Raw genomic sequence first — 18,558 nt, 5'->3', positions numbered from 1 at the left:
CCCCGTTGTGTACCCGAGAGGACCCGACAGTGACCGATCCCGCCCAGTCCGCAGCATCCATCGCCGCAGGTTATGCGTTTTCCGGCGCAGCGCTCGAACTCGGAACGGTCAGCGTCGACGGCACCGTCGTCAGTGACGCGCACGTGCGTATCCCGCTGTCAATGATGAACCGCCACGGATTGGTCGCCGGCGCCACTGGTACCGGTAAGACCAAGACGTTGCAGCTGATCGCCGAGCAACTGTCGGCCAACGGGGTGCCGGTGGTGATGGCCGACATCAAGGGCGACCTCTCCGGACTGAGCAATCCGGGTAGCTCCAACGAGAAGATCGTCGCCCGCGCGGCGCAAACCGGCGACGACTGGCAGCCGTCGGGTTGTCCGGTCGAATTCACCTCGCTCGGCTCGACCGGGATCGGGGTCCCGGTGCGTGCCACCATCACCTCCTTCGGTCCGATTCTGCTGAGCAAGGTGCTCGGCCTCAACGACACCCAGGAGTCGGTGCTGGGCTTGATCTTCCACTGGGCCGACGGCAAGGGACTGCCGCTGCTCGATCTGAAGGATCTGCGCGCGGTGATCGCCTATCTGACCAGCGACGAGGGCAAGCCGGAGCTGAAAGCCATCGGCGGGGTGTCCACGCAGACCGCGGGCGTCATCCTGCGCGCTCTGAGCAACCTCGAAGCCGATGGCGGGGACACCTTTTTCGGTGAACCCGAGATCGAGCCGGCCGATCTGCTGCGCACCGCACCGGACGGCCGCGGGATCGTGACCCTGTTCGAACTCGGCGCCCAGGCCGCCCGACCGGCCTTGTTCTCGACCTTCCTGATGTGGATCCTCGCCGATCTCTTCGAATTCCTGCCCGAGGTCGGCGATCTGGACAAACCGAAACTCGTCTTCATCTTCGACGAATCCCATCTGCTGTTCGACGATGCCTCCAAGGCGTTCAAGGACCAGGTGGTGCAGACGGTGAAACTCATCCGTTCCAAGGGCGTCGGCGTCTTCTTCTGCTCGCAGCTGCCCACCGACATCCCCAACGAGGTGCTCTCACAGCTCGGTGCGCGCATACAGCATGCGTTGCGCGCGTTCACCCCCGACGATCAGAAGGCACTGACCAAGACGGTCAAGACCTATCCGGTCTCGGAGGTGTACAAGCTCGACCAGGCCCTGACGTCGCTCGGTACCGGTGAGGCGATCGTCACCGTCCTGTCCGAGAAGGGTGCTCCCACACCGGTCGCCTGGACCGTCATCCGCGCGCCGCGCTCGTCGATGGATGCCGTTGGTGCCGAAGGCATCACGGCCGCGGCCAAGGCGAGCCCGCTGTACGCCAAGTACGGTCAATCGATCGATCGTGAATCCGCCTACGAGAAACTGACTGCCAAGACGCTCGCGCCGGGTGAATCGCCGGATGCCCCGGCGCCGGTGCCTGCCCCGGCACCCTCGCCCGCTCCGGCGCCGGTGCCGGCTCCGCAGCCCGAGGAGCCGGGCATCCTCACCGAGGTGCTGACCAGCAAGCCGATGCAGAGTTTCTTGCGATCCGCGGCCACCGCGGCCGGACGCGAGTTCAGTCGTGCGATCTTCGGCACCGGGCGGCGTCGTCGATAGCGGACCTGCGCGGTCAACTCGGCGACGGGATCAGCCCTCGCCGAGCTTGCGGTAGAACGTGCCCACGATCGGTGCGACCACAGCGCGCGGGGTATAGCCCCCGGCCACCGACATGGCCTTCGACAAAGTGCCCGGGACGACACGCATCTTGTTGTGTTCCAGCGCATTCAGGCTCATCTCGGCGACCTTGTCGCTGGAGTGCCAGAGGAAGTCGGGAACCAAACGGTCGACCACGGACGCGTCCTCGGGTGAGGGGATCTCGGTCCGCACCGGGCCGGGAGCGAGGAGCGTGACGTGCACGCCGTGGATGGAGACCTCACCGCGCAGTGATTCGCTGAAGGTGTTCACGAATGCCTTGGTCGCCGCATAGGTGGCGTTGTTCGGGATCGGCATGTTGCCGGCGGCGGAACCGACCATCAGGATGCCGCCGGCGCGGCGCGCCACCATGCCGGGCAGGACGGCCAGGGTCAGGTCGTGGACGGCGTTGACGTTCAAGCGAACCTGGGCGCGTTCGTAGGCGGCATCGAGTTCGGCGACCGGCCCGAAGGTCGCAATGCCCGCGTTGTTGGCCAGGATCGAGATCTCCCGGTCGGCGAGCTCGGCGGCGAGGATCGCCACCGCGGTCGGATCGGAGAGATCGGTGGGGCGCACCTCGGCGATCACCCCGTGATCGGCGCGGAGCTCCTCGGCGAGTTCCTCGAGGACCTCGCCGCGCCGTGCCACCAGGATCGGCGCGTGACCGCGGCGTGCCAGAGCACGGGCGAGGGCCATCCCGATACCGGACGAGGCGCCCGTCACGACGGCGCGGGCGGATTCGGACGGTACAGGTACTCCCATGCCGTCGATCGTATCCAGATGCCCCGTACCGACGGCGTCGGGCGCCGTCGGTACGGGTACGGCCTTCCTGTGGCCGGAGTCGCTCGGCCGGCGCGGTCAGCCGATGCCTGCGGCCACCTCGGTGCCCTGCCGGATGGCTCGCTTCGCGTCGAGTTCCGCGGCGACGTCGGCGCCGCCGATGACGTGGGTCCGCACGCCGGCGACAGTCAACGGATCGACGAGGTCGCGGACCGATTCCTGTCCGGCGCAGATGACGACGTTGTCGACTTCGAGCAGGCGTGTCTCGCGGACGGTGCCGTCTTCGTCACGGAAGCTCAGGTGCAGACCCGCATCATCGATACGGTCATAGGTGGCGCCCGAGATCTGTTCGACCCCTTTCATTTTCACCGTCGCGCGGTGTACCCAACCGGTGGTCTTCCCCAGTGACTTGCCCTGTCGGCCGGGTTTGCGCTGCACCAGGTAGACCTCGCGCACCGCGGGCAGCGGACGCGGCTTGGTGACGAAGCCCGGCTTGCTCAGATCCTCGCTGACACCCCACTCCTGCTCCCATTCCTTGAGATTCAGGGTGGGTGACTCATCGACCGTGAGGAACTCGGTGACGTCGAATCCGATTCCGCCGGCACCGATCACGGCCACGCGCTTGCCGATCTCTCGGTGTCCGAGCACGGCATCGGCGTAGGAGACGACCATCGGGTGGTCGACGCCGGGGATGGCGGGCATGCGTGGGGTGACACCGGTGGCGATGATCACCTCGTCGAAGCCCTTGGCGATGATGTCCTGCGCGGACACCCGAGTATTGAGATGCACTGTCACATTGTTGATCTCGAGTTCACGGGTGAAGTAGCGCAACGTCTCGTTGAACTCCTCCTTGCCGGGAATGCGCGCCGCGATCGAGAACTGACCTCCGACCGATTCGCCGGCCTCGAACAGTTCGACCCGATGGCCACGCTTGGCCGCCGACACCGCGGCCGACAGGCCGGCCGGGCCCGCGCCGATCACCGCGATGTGCAGGGCGAGTCGGGTGGCCCCGAGGGTCAGCGTCGTCTCGCGGCCGGCGCGGGGATTGAGCAGGCACGACACCTTCTTGCCGACGAAGGCGTGATCCAGACATGCCTGATTGCAGCCGATGCACGTGTTGATCTCGTCGGCCCGGCCGGTGCGCGCCTTGTCGGCGAAGTCCGGGTCCGACAGCATCGGTCGCGCCATCGAGATCGCGTCCACCCGACCGCGTTCGAGGATCTCCTCGGCCAGTTCGGGGGTGTTGATGCGGTTACTGGCGATGAGCGGGATGCTCACCTCGTCGCGCAGGCGCTCGGTGAACTTGACGAACGCGCCGCGCGGTACCGAGGTCACGATCGTCGGGACACCGGCCTCGTGCCAGCCGATGTCGGTGTTGATCGCGTCGACTCCGAGTTGTTCGGCCTTGCGCGCCATCAGCGCGATCTCGTCCCAGGTCTGCCCGCCCTTGACGAAGTCGGCGATGGACTGGCGCAGGATGATCGGGAAGTCACGGGGGACCTGGCGACGCATCTCGGTGATGATCTCGACGAGGAACCGCTGTCGGTTCTCGGTGGTGCCGCCCCAACGGTCGGTGCGGTCGTTGGTGTGCGGGCACAGGAATTGATTGATCAGATAACCCTCGCCGCCCATGATCTCGACGGCGTCATATCCCGCGCGGCGCGCCAGCTTGGCCGACGCACCGAACGTGCGGATGACGTGTTTGATGATCGGTTCGGTCATCTTGAGGTGTTTGAAGGGGTGGATCGGTGAGGGCTCGGAGCCCGCGGCCACCTTCAACGGCGTGTATCCGTAGCGCCCGGCATGGATGAGCTGCATTGCGATCTTGCCGCCCTCGCGATGAACCGCACCGGTGATGCGGCGATGCCGGGCGACGTCGGCGTAGTTGGTCATCTTGCCGGCGAAGGGAAGGAGCAGGCCGGTGCGAGAGGTACCGAAGCCGCCGGTGATGATCAGTCCCACACAGCCTTTGGCGCGCTCGGCGTAATAGGCGGCCAGTTTGTCGGTGTCCCACAGACGGTCCTCGAGCCCGGTGTGCATCGAGCCCATGATCAGACGGTTGTTCAGGGTGAGGCCGCCGAGTTGCAGCGGTTCGAACAGGCGCGGGTAGTGAGGATTGGGCTGTGCGGATGGGGCTGACATCGCGTCACCTTTCGGTCGGTGCCGGCTGGCCGGCAGTGGGGCACGGTTCTGGTGGTCTTCGTGATCTGGGGATGTCCGGTCAGGACGAGGCGTCGAGTTCTCGTTTCAGTGCGGTGAGCACCTCGTCGCACCAGTCGATGAACCCTTCTTCTATCCGCACGCCGCCCCGGAGCACGAGGTATTGGTGCAACTTTCGGCCGGTGAGGCGGTCGGGGGCGGGGTAGTCGTCCTTCTCGAAGGACTGGAACAGGTGCAGTCGCGCCACGTGGAGTTCCCGGTGGCGTTCGAGTTCGGTGATGAGACCGGGCAGTCCGGGCACGTCGGCGGCGCGGATCTTCAGGCCGAGATCGTCGCGCAGTTTCTGGATCGGGGTCGGGGTGGCGACCCACTCGCGCAACGCCGATCGACCGGCGTCGGACAACGAATAGACCTTCTTGTCGGGCCTGCCGTCCTGCACGATCGGCTCGTAACTCACCAACCCGTCCGCGTGCAGTTTGCGCAGCGTGCGATAGATCTGCTGGTGGGTGGCCGACCAGAAGTGACCGATCGACCGGTCGAATTGGCGGCTGATCTCGTAGCCGGTGCCGGGCCGTTCGGACAACGACACCATGATCGCGTGTTCCAGAGCCACATGCGCACGGTAGCAGTGCACCAACGCGCTATGCAACAAGGTGAGTATGTGCGGGAGTGCATATCGGCGACTGTCGCAAGAGGCGTGGTGGCACCCTGGTGGCATGGGCGAGAACACCGGCCACGCCCCGCGGGCGGCCGCCGACGTCGCTCTGGGCGAACGCGGTACGCCGTGGTGGGAGCAGACCGATGCGCAGCGCCGGCAGCGTTGGGAGACCGCCGTCGACGAGCCGTGACGCGGGCAGGTCAGTGTCGGCGCCCGCCGAGTGTGGGCACGTAGAGACGGGTGCCCTCGGCGAGTGAATCGAGGATCGGCGCGATCGCCAGGTTCTCCGTCCGTTCCGCGCTCGCGGCCGAGTCGTCGATCGTGTCCTCGGGGGCGATCCAGGGGGAACGATCGCGCAGGTGACCGTCGCGGAGTTCGACGACTCGGTCGGCGATCGCGGTGACCCGGCGGTCGTGGGTGATCAGCAACGTGGTGCGGCCCTGCGCAATACGCCGTAGCGGCTTCAGGATTCGCGACACGCTGGCGTCGTCGAGCCCCGACGTCGGCTCGTCGAGGATGAGCACCGGGGTGTCGCGGACCATCGCTCGTGCCATCGCGATGCGCTGGCGTTGACCTCCGGACAGCGTGAGTCCGCCGTCGTCGAGCCGGGTGTCGTAGCCGTCGGGGAGATCGCGGATGAAGGCGTCGGCGTCGGCGGCGACGGCCGCTCGCACGATCTGTGTCCGGTCGGCGTTCGGTGCGCCGTAGGCGATGTTGTCGGCGACGCTGGCGCCCTTGATGATCGGGGTTTGGGGGAGCAAGGTCACCAGGCCACGGATGTGAGCGCCGGTCAGCGTGTCGTAGTCGTCGCCGCCGAGGCGGATCGTTCCGGAGTCGGGGTGCTCGAAGCGGCACAGCAGTGAAGCGAGACTGGTTTTGCCCACCCCGCTCGGGCCGATGAGTGCCACGATCCGGCCCGGCCGCAGATCGAGCGACACCTCGTCGAGGACGGTGGTCTCACCGCGCTGCAGCGAGACCGAGCGCAACGACACGGGCAGTGCGGCGCCCGGTGTGGGGGAACTGTCCCGCGCGTCGGGTGCGTCGTGCTCGGCGGGTTCGAGGTCGAGGATCTCCGCGACGCGTTCGGCACTGACCACGGCCGAGGCGATCGCGAGCCGGGCATCGGCGATCTGTTGCATCTTCGGATAGAGCAGACCGAGGTAGCCGGTGAGGGCGAGCAACTGGCCGACGCTGAGATGGCCTTGGCGAACCTGCCACACGCCGGCGACGGCGATGGCCAGGGTGACCACCACCTGGCCGAAGCCCATCACCGCGCCGAACCCGGCCTCGACCCGAGTCTGGGCGAGACGTGCTGCGCGCCAAGCCAGTCCGTGGGCGTGCAGGGCTTGGTGTTCGCGCGCCTGCTGGTTGTAGGCGACGGCGGTCTCGTGGCCGGCCAGCGCGGTTTCGACGGCGTCGGAGATGTCGCTGTTGGCGCCCCGCTCGTCGCGGGTGACCGCCATCTGGCGGCGGGCGAAGATCGAGGACACACCCCACAGCATCGGGACGGCGGCCAGTGCGACCAGTGCAACCTGCCAGCTCATGAGGAACGCGGCGATCACCAGGCCGACGGTGTTGAAGATCGCGATGATGATCTGCATCACCCCGGACCCGACGAGATATTCGACGGCCTCGAGGTCGCCGGAGTGGCGACTGACGAGGTTGCCGAGACCGAGTCGACGATGCAGCACCGGGTGGAGCCGCTGGACGTGGGCGAAGAGTCGGTCCCGCAGCCGCAGGACCACCTGCTCGGAGACGCTCACCGCGACGACCTGGCCGAAGTAGTCGCCGGCCGTGGACACCGCGGTCAAACCCAGCCACAGACCGGCAAGACGGGCGAAGTCCCACACGCTGTGCGAATCGAGGGCGCCGTCGATGACGTCGGCGAGGACGAAGACCGAGACGATCTCGCAGAGTGCGGCGACCCCGAGGAGACTGCCGGCGAACGCGAATCGCGTGCCCTGGCCGCGCATGGCGGGCAGGAATCGTCGAATGGCAGTGAGGGTGTTCATCGGGACTCCGCAACCTGGTCGTCGAGTGTGTCGTGGAAGAAGTGCGTTCGGGCGCGCGTCGACGATTCATGCGCGTCGACGCGTCGGAACCCGGCGCGAGTAAGCGGTTCGCGCCGGGTTTCCGATCGGGAGTGGTCAGGCGGTGCGGGTCACTGCCACACCCAGATCCACCGGAAGGTCCGCCAGTCCCAGATGCGAACGCGGCGGCGGCGCGGCTGGGGCTCGAAACGGCGCTGCGGACCGGACTGACGGGGCTGTCCTGGCATGAGTTGTTCTCCTTCGGTCATGGCCGGCGTCGATGCCGACAGAAATGAAACTAGGAGCCGTTGCTGCGTCCGCGCTGCCTCGTCGCTGAGAGCCCGCTGTCAGTGAAACCTGTACAGCAGCTGTGTGTTTCGCCGAGGAAGAGGGTACGTCGCAGACCGGCCCGAGTCACCACATGCGCAGCGGTACATCGGGGATCAGAGGAGTGGGGAGCGAGGGAGGTGTGCCCGGCGGCCCCGCGTGCCCGCCATTGCCGGGCAGCGGCGGCACCGGGCCGATCGTGGGTTGTGACGCGTCACGGATCCTGTCGAGGATCTCCGCGAGCGTCTCAGTGCTGGTGTGGTGTGTCCCGGTGATCACCCCGACCATCGCCGCGAAGGCGTCCGACTCGGGGTCGTTGAAGTACGACCCGTGCGCCGACAGTCCGAACAGCCACTCCCCGTTGCCATCTCGTCCGGTGGGCAATGGTTGGTAGCCCGCCAGGTCGGGGCTGTCGCCGAGGGTGTTGTCGGGTATGAGGCGCGACATCATGATGGGGTCGAAGGGTGCGGTGATGGTGTACCGGTGCACACCTGGACTGGTCGCAGCCGGCCCCAGTACGCCGGTTCCGGCCGACGATGCGTGAATGATGTTGTCGGCGCGCAATCCGAGCTGATCGGCGGTTCCCACGATGGTCCCGCCGTAGGAGTGCCCGAGGTAGGTCGTCGTTGCCGACGGCGCGATCGTGGCGATCTCGGCGTCGAGGGCGTGGCCGAAATCGACCAGCCGCGGCGCCATCTCGAGTGCGAACTGCGGATCGACGGCGGAGTCGTCGATGACCGATGCCAAGGCCTTGACCTGGTCGAGGGGATTGGTCGAGATCGGCAACCGCGGTGGGTTGACCACGTTTTGCGGAAAGTCGCCGTCGAGGTAGATGAACACCGGACCACACGTCTGCTCCGCCAGGTTGTAGGCCGCTGTCCAGTTGCCACCGCCGTAGCCGCGCGCGTTGGTGCCGGTACCGGGTACGTAGACGGTGGCGTTGCGGGTGGTGGGTGTGAGCGCGCCGACCATCTCGACCAGCCGCGGGTTGTCACCGTCGGTGAAGGAGACGAACACGCGCTCGGTGTGTGCCGTCAGTGGGGCGTTGGGTGCGTCGCCCTGGCTCGACGAGTACGGCGCCTTGCGCTGCTCGAGAAAGGACTGCAGCATTCGTGCGCGGTCGGTGTCGACGCCGTGCGTGCGGATCTCGCCGGCCAGCGCGTTGCGGATGCTGATCTCGTTGGCGACACCGCGCATCTCGAAGGGAATGCCGTTCAGGTTTCCCATGGTCTCGGGGTCGGCCTGGATGAGCCGCCGCAGATCGTCGGCGTCGGTCTGGGCGAGCAGAGTGCGCCGCTGGTCGACGTCGAGCGAGTTCAGGGTCCGAACCATCGCATCCGGGTCCATGGTGCCCAGACCTGGCACTGTCACGTCCGGCTGGCCCAGGATCATCGAGGCGAGGTCGGCGCGCAGATCGTCGAGTCTGGTGCCGTAGAGTTCGTCGACCTCGTCGAGAACCTGAAGGCCCTGCTGGATCCAGGCCTGGAACGCCGCGGCGTCCGCTGATCTCGTCGCCAGCGAATGCGTGACCGTGCCCTCGTCGGTGACGGTGAAGCCGAGCCGCCGCGCCTCGTCGACGGCGGCGAGTAGGTCACGGCGTGCCTGCTCGAGGTCTGTGCGGGCATCGGCGGCTTCATCGGCGATCTGCTGCAACACATTTCGCACCTCGTAGGCGTGATCGTGTTCCTGGTGCAGGCGGGCGAGGGCCGCGTCATGTGTCTTGCCGTGCCACTCGCTTGGCCGAAGTGCGCTGCCGAGCGCGACGTCGAGTCCCTGCTCGAGAACACCCGCGGCAGTGGTGGCTGCGTCTGCGGCCGCAGAGATGTCGGCCACCGGCCAGGCGCGGGCAGCGGAGATGGATAGGCGCATCAGCGTTGCGGCAACAGGTCGAAGGCGCGTCCGGCCGCGGCGTCACTCGCCTGCGCATCGGCGCTGAATTGCTGCAGCGCAACGCTCATCGCCAGCAGGCGATCGGCGATCGAGTCGGCGGCCGCGCGGCTGGGTTCGGCCAGTGAGCGCAGGGCTGTGGTGACCCGGGTCGGTGGTCCGTCGACATGCAACCCGTCGAACGGAATGTCGGCGATGAATCGGGCGCGTTCTCGCCAACTGGCGCAGATTCCGGCGAGCTCGTCCGGGTCTATGCCGAACAGTGAGTCGTCGTCGTCAGCTAAGACGCGCTCGATGGTGTCGGGCAGCATCGTCAGCAGATGTGAGAACGGTGTCATGGGTCCCCTCCGGCGTCGTGGTTCGGTCGAGTCGGTCGACCTGATGCATTGGACGCGGCGAGGGGGCCGATCGGTTCCATGCTTCACGGTGGTTGTGCACACGGTGACGGGGCGGTGCGCCGGTGGCCGTCGAAGGTCCTTGCGTCGGATGGACCTGGTGCGCAGTGTGCGTCAGTCGTACTGGATGTACTCGACAACAGCTCCATCGGGATGTCTGGCGATCAACCGTGGACCGTTGGGTGCGGGTGCGGGCCCTTCGAGGACAGTGCCTCCGAGGTCGGCGACGGTGCGCTCCACCACCGCGATGTCGCGGACGATGACGGTCGCGGTCCGTGAGCGCACCTGCTCATCGCCGCCCTCGATCAGCAGGAACGCGCCGACCGTGGCGAGGCGGATATCTCGAAATCCGAAAGTGTGTGGGTTGTCGCCGGTGAGTTCGCGGTACAACGGCAGCGCTACGTCAAGATCGTCGACGTGGACACGGGCAAGGGCGGCAACGATGTTGGAGGGGGCATCGGTCATCTCAGGGCAACGCGGACGGGACCGACGCTGTTCCGCTCCCGCGGGCGCACACCGGCCGGAGGCCGGCAACGATGTCACAGTGCGCCTCCGTGGATCTCTTTCAAACACAGCAGGCGCACACCGGCCGGAGGCCGGCAAGGATGTCACAGTGCCCCCGGCAGGATTCGAACCTGCGACCAGCTGATTAGAAGGCAGCTGCTCTATCCCCTGAGCTACGGAGGCGTGCCTCGGCCGTGGGCGGCTGAAAGGCCTGGGAAGTATATCCTGGTCGGACGTGAGGACGGCGACCGTCCCCTCGGCGGTCGCCGTCCTTGCCCGATCAGCATGCCCGACCATCAGGCTCTGTGGCGGACGCCAGAGCGTCACTGTGGACAACTCCGCCCCGCCGGTCGGCGACCGGGTCAGGCGACGCAGCGGAAGCCGAGGTGTGAGGTGGCGGAGTCGTCGGATTGCGGTGAGCGCGCGGCAGGTCGGTATCGACGACAGTACTGGGGTGAACACAGGTGTGAGCCACCCTTGGTGACACGCAGGAGAGTGGGAGAAGTGCTGGGCGCCAACAGGTTCTGCCGTCCGCCGGCGGCGACCGTCGACATGTCGGGCGGGACGTGGCGGGGTGTGAACACCTCGGAGGTGCGTTCCCACACGTTGCCGATCATGTCGAACAGGCCGAACGGGTTGGGCGGGTAATACCCGACCGGACTGGTCCCGCCCCAGCCCTCGTTGCGGTGGGGGAATCGCCCGATCCACGTGTTGGCCACGACCGCGCCGTCCGGGTGGAGCTCGTCGCCCCACGCGTAGTCGTGGCCGTTGAGCCCGCCCCGGGCCGCGCATTCCCATTCGGCCTCGGTGGGCAGGCGGCGCCCGGCCCACCGGGCGTACGCGTCGGCGTCGGCATAGGCGATTTGGGTGACCGGGTGATCGAGCCGGTCGTCGACCCCGGAGTCGGGGCCGAGGGGATGGCGCCACGACGCACCGGGCACGTAGCGCCACCATGTGCGCCAGTCGGTGAGGTCCACGGGGCCGTCGGTCGGGGTGAACACCACTGCGCCCGGAACGAGCTCTGCGGGGTCGGCGCCGGGAAAGTCGGCCGGGTCGAGTGGCCGCTCGGCGACGGTCCGGTAGCCGGTGTCGGCGATGAACGCCGAGAACTGTGCGTTGGTCACCGGGTGAACCTCGATGGAAAAAGACTCCACGTGGCGGGGGTGGGCGGGTCGCTCCTCGGCGTAGAAGCGGTCCGAGCCCATCTCGAAGTCGGCCGTGGGGATGGCGACGAGGTCGGTCAGTCCGGATGCCAACCCGGCGCGAAGGGCGCGCCGGCCGGTATCTGAGGTGTCGCCGTGCACTCATCGATGGTGCCACCGGTGGCTCGGGCGCGCCTGCCTCGCACGCGCCGACACGGCAGACCGGCCAGTGCGATTAGACTGGTGCACCGTTGTGTCAGGGCCCGGCTCTCTCCGCGCCCGGGGATCGCCCGCCGCAGATGAGACCGCGAGTAGTTCGTCGGCCCCACGACCCGAAAACCACTGGTAGAGAGGCTCACGCGTGGCAGAGTTCATTTACACCATGAAGAAGGTGCGCAAGGCGCACGGCGACAAGGTCATCCTCGATGACGTCACGATGTCGTTCTTCCCGGGCGCCAAGATCGGCGTCGTCGGTCCGAACGGCGCGGGTAAGTCGTCGATCCTCAAGATCATGGCCGGCATCGACCAGCCGTCGAACGGCGAGGCCTTCCTCGACCCCGATGCGACCGTCGGCATCCTGCAGCAGGAGCCTCCCCTCAACGAGGAGAAGACGGTCAAGCAGAACGTCGAGGAGGGGATGGGCGAGATCAAGGTCAAGCTCGACCGCTACAACGAGATCGCCGAGCTGCTCGCGACCGACTACTCCGACGAGCTCATGGAGGAGATGGGCAAGCTTCAGGAGGACCTCGATAACGGCGACGCCTGGGATCTCGATTCCCAGCTCGAGCAGGCGATGGACGCCCTGCGCTGCCCGCCCGGGGACTCGCCGGTCACCCACCTCTCCGGCGGTGAGCGGCGTCGCGTCGCACTGTGCAAACTGCTGCTGAGCAAGCCCGATCTGCTGCTGCTCGACGAGCCGACCAACCACCTCGACGCCGAGAGCGTGCTGTGGCTCGAGCAGTTCCTGGCGAGCTACCCGGGTGCGGTGCTGGCCGTCACCCACGACCGCTACTTCCTCGATCACGTGGCGGAGTGGATCTGTGAGGTCGATCGCGGCAAGCTGATCCCGTACCAGGGCAACTACTCCACCTATCTGGAGAAGAAGGCCGAGCGTCTGGAGGTCCAGGGCAAGAAGGACCAGAAGCTGCAGAAGCGCCTCAAGGAGGAGCTGGCCTGGGTCCGCTCGGGTGCCAAGGCCCGCCAGACCAAGAACAAGGCACGTCTGGCGCGCTACGAGGAGATGGCGGCCGAGGCGGAGAAGACGCGCAAGCTCGATTTCGAGGAGATCCAGATCCCCACCCCGCCGCGGCTGGGTGACGTCGTCGTGGAGGTCTCGCATCTGGACAAGGGCTTCGACGGGCGGGTGCTGATCAAGGACCTGTCGTTCACATTGCCCCGCAACGGCATCGTCGGCGTGATCGGTCCGAACGGTGTCGGTAAGACGACCCTGTTCAAGACGATCGTCGGGTTGGAGAAGCCGGATTCGGGCTCCGTCAAGGTCGGCGAGACGGTCAAGCTCAGCTACGTCGATCAGAATCGCGCGAACATCGACCCCAAGAAGTCGGTGTGGGAGGTCGTCTCCGACGGTCTGGACTACATCGAGGTCGGGCAGAACGAGATGCCCTCGCGTGCCTACGTGTCGGCGTTCGGTTTCAAGGGCCCCGATCAGCAGAAGCGGTCGGAGGTCCTCTCCGGTGGCGAGCGCAACCGCCTCAACCTGGCGTTGACCCTCAAAGAGGGCGGCAACCTGATCCTGCTGGACGAACCGACCAACGACCTCGACGTCGAGACCCTCTCGTCTCTGGAAAACGCGCTCGAGCAGTTCCCGGGGTGCGCGGTGGTCATCAGCCACGACCGCTGGTTCCTCGACCGCACCTGCACCCACATCCTCGCGTGGGAGGGCAACGTCGAAGAGGGCACCTGGTTCTGGTTCGAGGGCAACTTCGAGGCCTATGAGGCCAACAAGGTCGATCGCCTCGGCGCCGACGCGGCGCGCCCGCACCGGGTCACGCATCGCAAGCTCACGCGCGACTGATCGCCGGGGGCCGCCGCAGGCGCTAGGCTCGCCATGGAGCCAACGGCGGCGCCTCCGTCACCCCTGCGCCGCGCACGAGAGGGTGATTGTCGTTGTCGGATGTGACTTCGCTTCTGCCGCAAGTCATTCCCAGCTATCTGGCGACCTCGGTGGGGGTCGCCGCAGATGCGGCGGGGACCGATCGGTCGCGCATCGATCCGGCCACTCTCGACCCGGCCGTCCTCGACCGCATCCGCGCGCACATGGAGACCGCCGCGATCCGGCGATCCGGTGAGGCCGTGGTCGAGGTCACCACCGACGGCGCGGGCGGCACCGATGTGGTGGTGGTGACCGACGACATGCCGCTGCTGGTGGAGTCGGTACTCGCCACGCTCGAGGGGCGGGGCATGACGGTCACCCGCATCGACCACCCGATCATGGAGGTCACCCGTGACGAGGCGGGCGCCCTCACCGATATCTGCGGCCCACACGCAGGACTGGCCGAATCCTGGATCTCGGTGTCGGCGCTGTCGAGTCGGGAGTCGGTCGACGACACACAGCTGCGGGCCGACATCCAGCGCGGGATCGACGTGGTTGCGGTGATCGACGGTGACGCCACCGCGATGCGGGAGCGTTTGACCGGATGTTCCGCGGAGTGTGCCGGTGCGCACCTCGACAACGAGTCGGGTGTGTCCACCGACGACCAACGCGAGTACGCACGGTTGCTCGAATGGTTCGCCGGCAACCACTTCGTGCCACTCGGCTACACCCGACTCGACGCCTCCGGTGCGGTGACCGACCGACTCGGTCTCAACCGCGCAGAGCCCGTCGACCTGGACTTCCCGAGGATCGAAACCGCGCCCCTGACACCGCGCGTGTCACGGGTGTTCCTCGACACCGGAATCCAGCGCTCGAAATTCCCGATCCTCATCGCGGTGCCGGCATTCGACACGGCGGGCGCACATGTCGGCGAGCATCGCTTCCTCGGCGTCTTCACCTCGTCGGGCCTGCATCAGACGGTGCTCGATGTCCCGGTTCTGCGCGGCAAGGTGCACGACGTGGTTGCCCTCGCAGGCGTCGACGAGGATTCCTTTGCCGGGCGCACAATGGTCGAACTCCTCCAGAACTACCCACTGGTCGAGATGTTCCAGGACACGACCGCGGAACTGCACCGGCGGATCGACGAGATGCTCGACGCCGTCGCAACGCGATCCCTGCGGGTGTTCCTCCGCGTGCACCCCGCAGGCGGAGCCGCCACCGCACTCATCTACCTTCCGCGCGACCGGTACAACACCCCGTCACGGACAGCTCTGGGCGCGGCCGTCACCGACATGCTCGGTGGCAGCGACCTCGAATACTCGGCGCGGGTCAGTGAGCGCCCCCTGGCACTGCTGCAGGTGATGGTGCGGGTGGACCCCGACGCCGCTCGCTCGTGGGGTTCGGTCGACATCGGCACCGATGTGCAGCGCCGGATGCAGACCACCCTGTCCGAGGCGATCCGGAGCTGGGACGAGCGGGTACGAGAACTGATCACCACCGCCTCGGAGCGGGCACTGCCGCCCGGTGGCGCCGATGCCATGCTGCGCCTGATCAATACGCTACCGGCCGACTACAAGGACCAGCGCGCTCCCGCAGACGCCGTCGGCGACCTCGCCCATGTGGCCGCACTCGAGCCCGGTCACCTGGCCGTCACCTTCGGCAAGCACTCGGGTGCGCAGAGCCGAACCGACCGGGATCATTGGGATTTCACCCTGTACCTGTGCGACGAGTCGGCCACGCTGACCGACGTACTGCCCGTGCTGCACAGTCTCGGCCTCGACGTCATCGACGAACACCCGTATGCGCTGCGCGGCATCGGTGACAAGGAGTGCCACGTCTACGAATTCGCCGTGGTGTTGACCGCCGGGATGGATGTCGACGTCGATCACGCCGACGATCTGCCCGAACGGTTCACCGAGGCATTCGCCCAGATCTGGCGACAACACGCACAAATCGATGCCTACAACGAGCTGATCATCCGGTGTGGACTGGACTGGCGGGCGGCGGCAATGCTCCGTGCCTATGGCCGCTATCTCAAGCAATGCGGATTCTCCTACAGCACAAGCCATGTCGCGTCCACGCTGGGCCGCTATCGTGAGGTCACCCGTGGGCTGGTCGCCTTGTTCGAGGCGTCGTTCGACCCGGCGGTCGCCGACGCGGACCGTCGTGCTGACGTCCTCGAACAATTACGTGCGGATGTGGGGGCCGTGCTGAGTCTGGACGCCGACCGCATCGTGTCGGCGTTCCTCGCGGTCATCGCCGCCACCGATCGGACCAATTTCTATGTGCTCGGCGCGCCGGGAAACTCCGGCGACACGACCGACAGCAAAACGACCGACAGCAAAACGACCGACAGCAAAACGACCGACAGCGACACGACCGACAGCGGCGACGAGCACCGGCCGGTGATGTCGTTCAAGCTGCGTCCGCGCGACATTCCGCAGACCCCGGAACCCCGGCCGCTGCACGAGATCTTCGTGTATTCGCCACGCGTGGAGGGGGTGCATCTGCGATTCGGCGCCGTCGCCCGAGGCGGGCTGCGGTGGTCGGATCGACGTGAGGACTTCCGCACCGAGATCCTCGGACTCGTCAAGGCGCAGGCGGTCAAGAACGCGGTGATCGTGCCGGTCGGGGCCAAGGGTGGCTTCGTCCTGACCCGGCCCCCGGCCCCGACCGGGGATGCCGCGGCCGACCGAGAGACATTGCGGGCGGAGGGAATCGACTGCTATCGCATGTTCATCTCCGGTCTGCTCAACGTCACCGACAACATCGACCGGGCGACCGGCGAGGTGATCCCGGCCAGGTCGGTGGTCCGGCGCGACGGTGATGATCCGTACCTGGTCGTCGCCGCCGACAAGGGCACCGCGGCGTTCTCCGACATCGCCAACGACGTTGCGGGACGGTACGGCTTCTGGCTCGGTGACGCCTTCGCGTCCGGGGGCTCGGCCGGCTACGACCACAAGGCCATGGGCATCACCGCGCGCGGTGCCTGGGAATCGGTGAAGCGACACTTCCGGGAAATGGGAATCGACACCCAGACACAGGATTTCACGGTCGTCGGAATCGGCGACATGAGCGGTGACGTCTTCGGCAACGGCATGTTGCTCAGCGAACACATCCGACTCGTCGCTGCCTTCGATCATCGCCACATCTTCATCGACCCCACCCCCGACACCGCGTCCTCGTATGCCGAGCGGGCGAGGTTGTTCGCGCTGCCGCGCTCCTCGTGGGCCGACTACGACGAGCAACTGATCAGCGCCGGCGGAGGCGTCTGGTCGCGCGAACGCAAGTCGATCCCGATCAGCCCCGAGATGCGCACGGCCCTCGGACTTTCCGACGATCTGACCACCCTGTCGCCGCCCGAGCTGATCCGGGCGGTCCTGCTTGCGCCGGTCGATCTGTTGTGGAACGGAGGCATCGGTACCTACATCCGGGCCTCGACCGAATCCGACGCCGACGTCGGCGACAAGGCCAATGACGCAATCCGCGTCACCGGAGACGAGTTGCGCTGCAAGGTCATCGGCGAGGGCGGCAATCTCGGGGTGACCGAGCGCGGCCGCATCGAGTTCGACCTCGCGGGCGGACGGGTCAACACCGACGCCATGGACAACTCGGCGGGTGTGGACTGCTCCGACCACGAGGTCAACATCAAGATCCTGCTCGATGCCGCGGTGTCCTCGGGAGGTTTGGCACAGTCCGACCGCAACCCGCTGCTCGAGTCGATGACCGACGAGGTCGCACGACTGGTGTTGGCCGACAACATCTCCCAGAACTCCGAACTCGGCTTCTGTCGTGCCTACTCCCGTGACCGGGTGGACGTGCACGTCCGACTGCTGACCGCCCTCGCCGCCCGTGGGGTGAACCTGGAACTCGAGGCGCTGCCCAGCCCGGTCGCATTACGCAAACGCTCCGGCTCCGATACCCACCGCGGTCTCACCTCACCAGAACTCGCCACGATGATGGCGCACGTGAAGTTGGTCGCCAAAGACGATCTGCTCGCCGGAGACCTCCCCGACAACGACGTGTTCGATCATCGGCTCACCCACTACTTCCCGGTGCCGCTGCAGGAACGATTCGCCGCCGAGATCCATGATCATCGCCTGCGGCGCGAGATCGTGACCACTGTGCTCGTCAACGACGTCGTCGATCGCGCGGGCATCACCCATCTGTTCCGGCTCGGCGAGGCCACCGGTGCGACCACCGAGGAACTGGTACGCGCATTCGTGGTGGCCGAGCAGGTGTTCGGGATGGCCGATCTGCTCGACCGCATCCAGACCGCGTCGGCTTCGATCGACGCGGTCGACGAGATGATGCTCTACGCGCGGCGACTGCTGTTCCGGGCGTCGCGATGGTTCCTGGCGTTCCGGCCGCAACCGCTGCCGATGGCCTCCGACATCACCCGCTATCGGGAGCGGGTCGCCGATCTGACCGCGCTGCTCGACAGCTGGTTCGGTGAGGCCTCCGCCGCCGACATCGACGAGCGGGTGCGCCGGTATCACTCACTCGGCGTGGCACCGGACCTCGCGCACGACGTGGCGATCAGTCTTCATCGGTTCTGCCTGCTCGACATCATCGACGCGGCCGAGATCGCCGACCGCGACCCGGTCGAGGTGGGCGAACTGTACTTCGGGGTGATGGAGCACTTCGGTCTCGAGGAATTACTCACCGCGGTGTCGAATCTCGAGTACGGCGACCGATGGCATGCGTTGGCGCGCTTGGCCTTGCGCGACGACATGCATGGCGCGTTGCGAGCGCTGACGCTGAAGATCCTCGAGGGCAGCGAGCCCGATGAGCTGTCTGCGGAGAAGATCAGCGAGTGGGAGAGCGCGCACTCGTCTCGTCTGGCGCGGGTGCGCTCGATGCTGGCCGAGATCGAGGCGGCCGGCAACATCGACCTCGCCACCCTGTCGGTGGCCGCCCGACAACTCCGCAGTGTCATCCGATGAGTG

The 18,558-nt window shown here is 66.9% G+C and carries 12 protein-coding genes and 1 tRNA gene; 4 read left to right on the top strand and 9 right to left on the bottom strand.

Going from position 1 to position 18,558, the window contains the following annotated elements:
- The first annotated feature begins 29 nt into the window (after positions 1–29).
- Positions 30–1,598, top strand: a complete 1,569-nt coding sequence (locus tag QNM97_RS13545; RefSeq protein WP_283818974.1) for a helicase HerA-like domain-containing protein — start codon at positions 30–32, stop codon at positions 1,596–1,598.
- Positions 1,599–1,628: 30 nt separating this feature from the next.
- On the opposite strand, the gene cmrA is transcribed toward QNM97_RS13545, so the two are convergent.
- The 3 genes from cmrA to QNM97_RS13530 all read right to left on the bottom strand — a co-directional run bounded on the left by cmrA (position 1,629) and on the right by QNM97_RS13530 (position 5,226).
- Positions 1,629–2,435, bottom strand: coding sequence for a mycolate reductase (gene cmrA, locus QNM97_RS13540; protein ID WP_283818973.1), 807 nt, complete (start codon positions 2,433–2,435; stop codon positions 1,629–1,631).
- Between the two features lie 96 nt (positions 2,436–2,531).
- The gene (locus QNM97_RS13535) at positions 2,532–4,595 is read right to left on the bottom strand and encodes an NADPH-dependent 2,4-dienoyl-CoA reductase (RefSeq protein ID WP_283818972.1); all 2,064 of its coding nucleotides are present in this window, start codon (positions 4,593–4,595) and stop codon (positions 2,532–2,534) included.
- Positions 4,596–4,674: 79 nt separating this feature from the next.
- Complete coding sequence (locus QNM97_RS13530; RefSeq protein ID WP_283818971.1) at positions 4,675–5,226, bottom strand: PadR family transcriptional regulator; 552 nt, start codon at positions 5,224–5,226, stop codon at positions 4,675–4,677.
- 103 nt (positions 5,227–5,329) lie between these two features.
- Between QNM97_RS13530 and QNM97_RS13525 the strand changes: the two genes are divergently transcribed.
- Positions 5,330–5,461 (top strand): hypothetical protein, encoded by a 132-nt coding sequence (locus QNM97_RS13525; RefSeq protein ID WP_283823341.1) that lies wholly within the window; start codon positions 5,330–5,332, stop codon positions 5,459–5,461.
- A gap of 10 nt (positions 5,462–5,471) precedes the next feature.
- On the opposite strand, the gene QNM97_RS13520 is transcribed toward QNM97_RS13525, so the two are convergent.
- From QNM97_RS13520 to QNM97_RS13495, 6 genes are all read right to left on the bottom strand, one after another.
- Positions 5,472–7,283 (bottom strand): ABC transporter ATP-binding protein, encoded by a 1,812-nt coding sequence (locus QNM97_RS13520; RefSeq protein WP_283818970.1) that lies wholly within the window; start codon positions 7,281–7,283, stop codon positions 5,472–5,474.
- A 432-nt stretch (positions 7,284–7,715) separates the two neighbouring features.
- Positions 7,716–9,497 carry an alpha/beta hydrolase gene (locus QNM97_RS13515; protein WP_283818969.1) on the bottom strand — a complete coding sequence of 594 codons (1,782 nt, stop codon included), beginning with the start codon at positions 9,495–9,497 and terminating at the stop codon, positions 7,716–7,718.
- Positions 9,497–9,853 (bottom strand): hypothetical protein, encoded by a 357-nt coding sequence (locus QNM97_RS13510; protein WP_283818968.1) that lies wholly within the window; start codon positions 9,851–9,853, stop codon positions 9,497–9,499. Before QNM97_RS13510 ends, QNM97_RS13515 begins: the two co-directional genes overlap by 1 nt.
- Before the next feature lie 171 nt (positions 9,854–10,024).
- Positions 10,025–10,375, bottom strand: a complete 351-nt coding sequence (locus tag QNM97_RS13505; protein ID WP_283818967.1) for a VOC family protein — start codon at positions 10,373–10,375, stop codon at positions 10,025–10,027.
- 149 nt (positions 10,376–10,524) lie between these two features.
- Positions 10,525–10,597 (bottom strand) — tRNA-Arg (locus QNM97_RS13500).
- A gap of 179 nt (positions 10,598–10,776) precedes the next feature.
- Complete coding sequence (locus QNM97_RS13495) at positions 10,777–11,718, bottom strand: formylglycine-generating enzyme family protein (protein WP_283818966.1); 942 nt, start codon at positions 11,716–11,718, stop codon at positions 10,777–10,779.
- Between the two features lie 199 nt (positions 11,719–11,917).
- Between QNM97_RS13495 and ettA the strand changes: the two genes are divergently transcribed.
- On the top strand, positions 11,918–13,591 hold the full coding sequence (ettA, locus tag QNM97_RS13490; protein WP_283818965.1) for an energy-dependent translational throttle protein EttA: 1,674 nt from the start codon (positions 11,918–11,920) through the stop codon (positions 13,589–13,591).
- 86 nt (positions 13,592–13,677) lie between these two features.
- Positions 13,678–18,555 carry an NAD-glutamate dehydrogenase gene (locus QNM97_RS13485; RefSeq protein WP_283818964.1) on the top strand — a complete coding sequence of 1,626 codons (4,878 nt, stop codon included), beginning with the start codon at positions 13,678–13,680 and terminating at the stop codon, positions 18,553–18,555.
- The last annotated feature ends 3 nt before the right edge of the window (positions 18,556–18,558 follow it).

Source organism: Gordonia sp. L191 (assembly GCF_030077625.1).
GTDB lineage: Bacteria > Actinomycetota > Actinomycetes > Mycobacteriales > Mycobacteriaceae > Gordonia > Gordonia polyisoprenivorans_A.
This window is presented reverse-complemented; position numbering and strand designations above follow the sequence as displayed.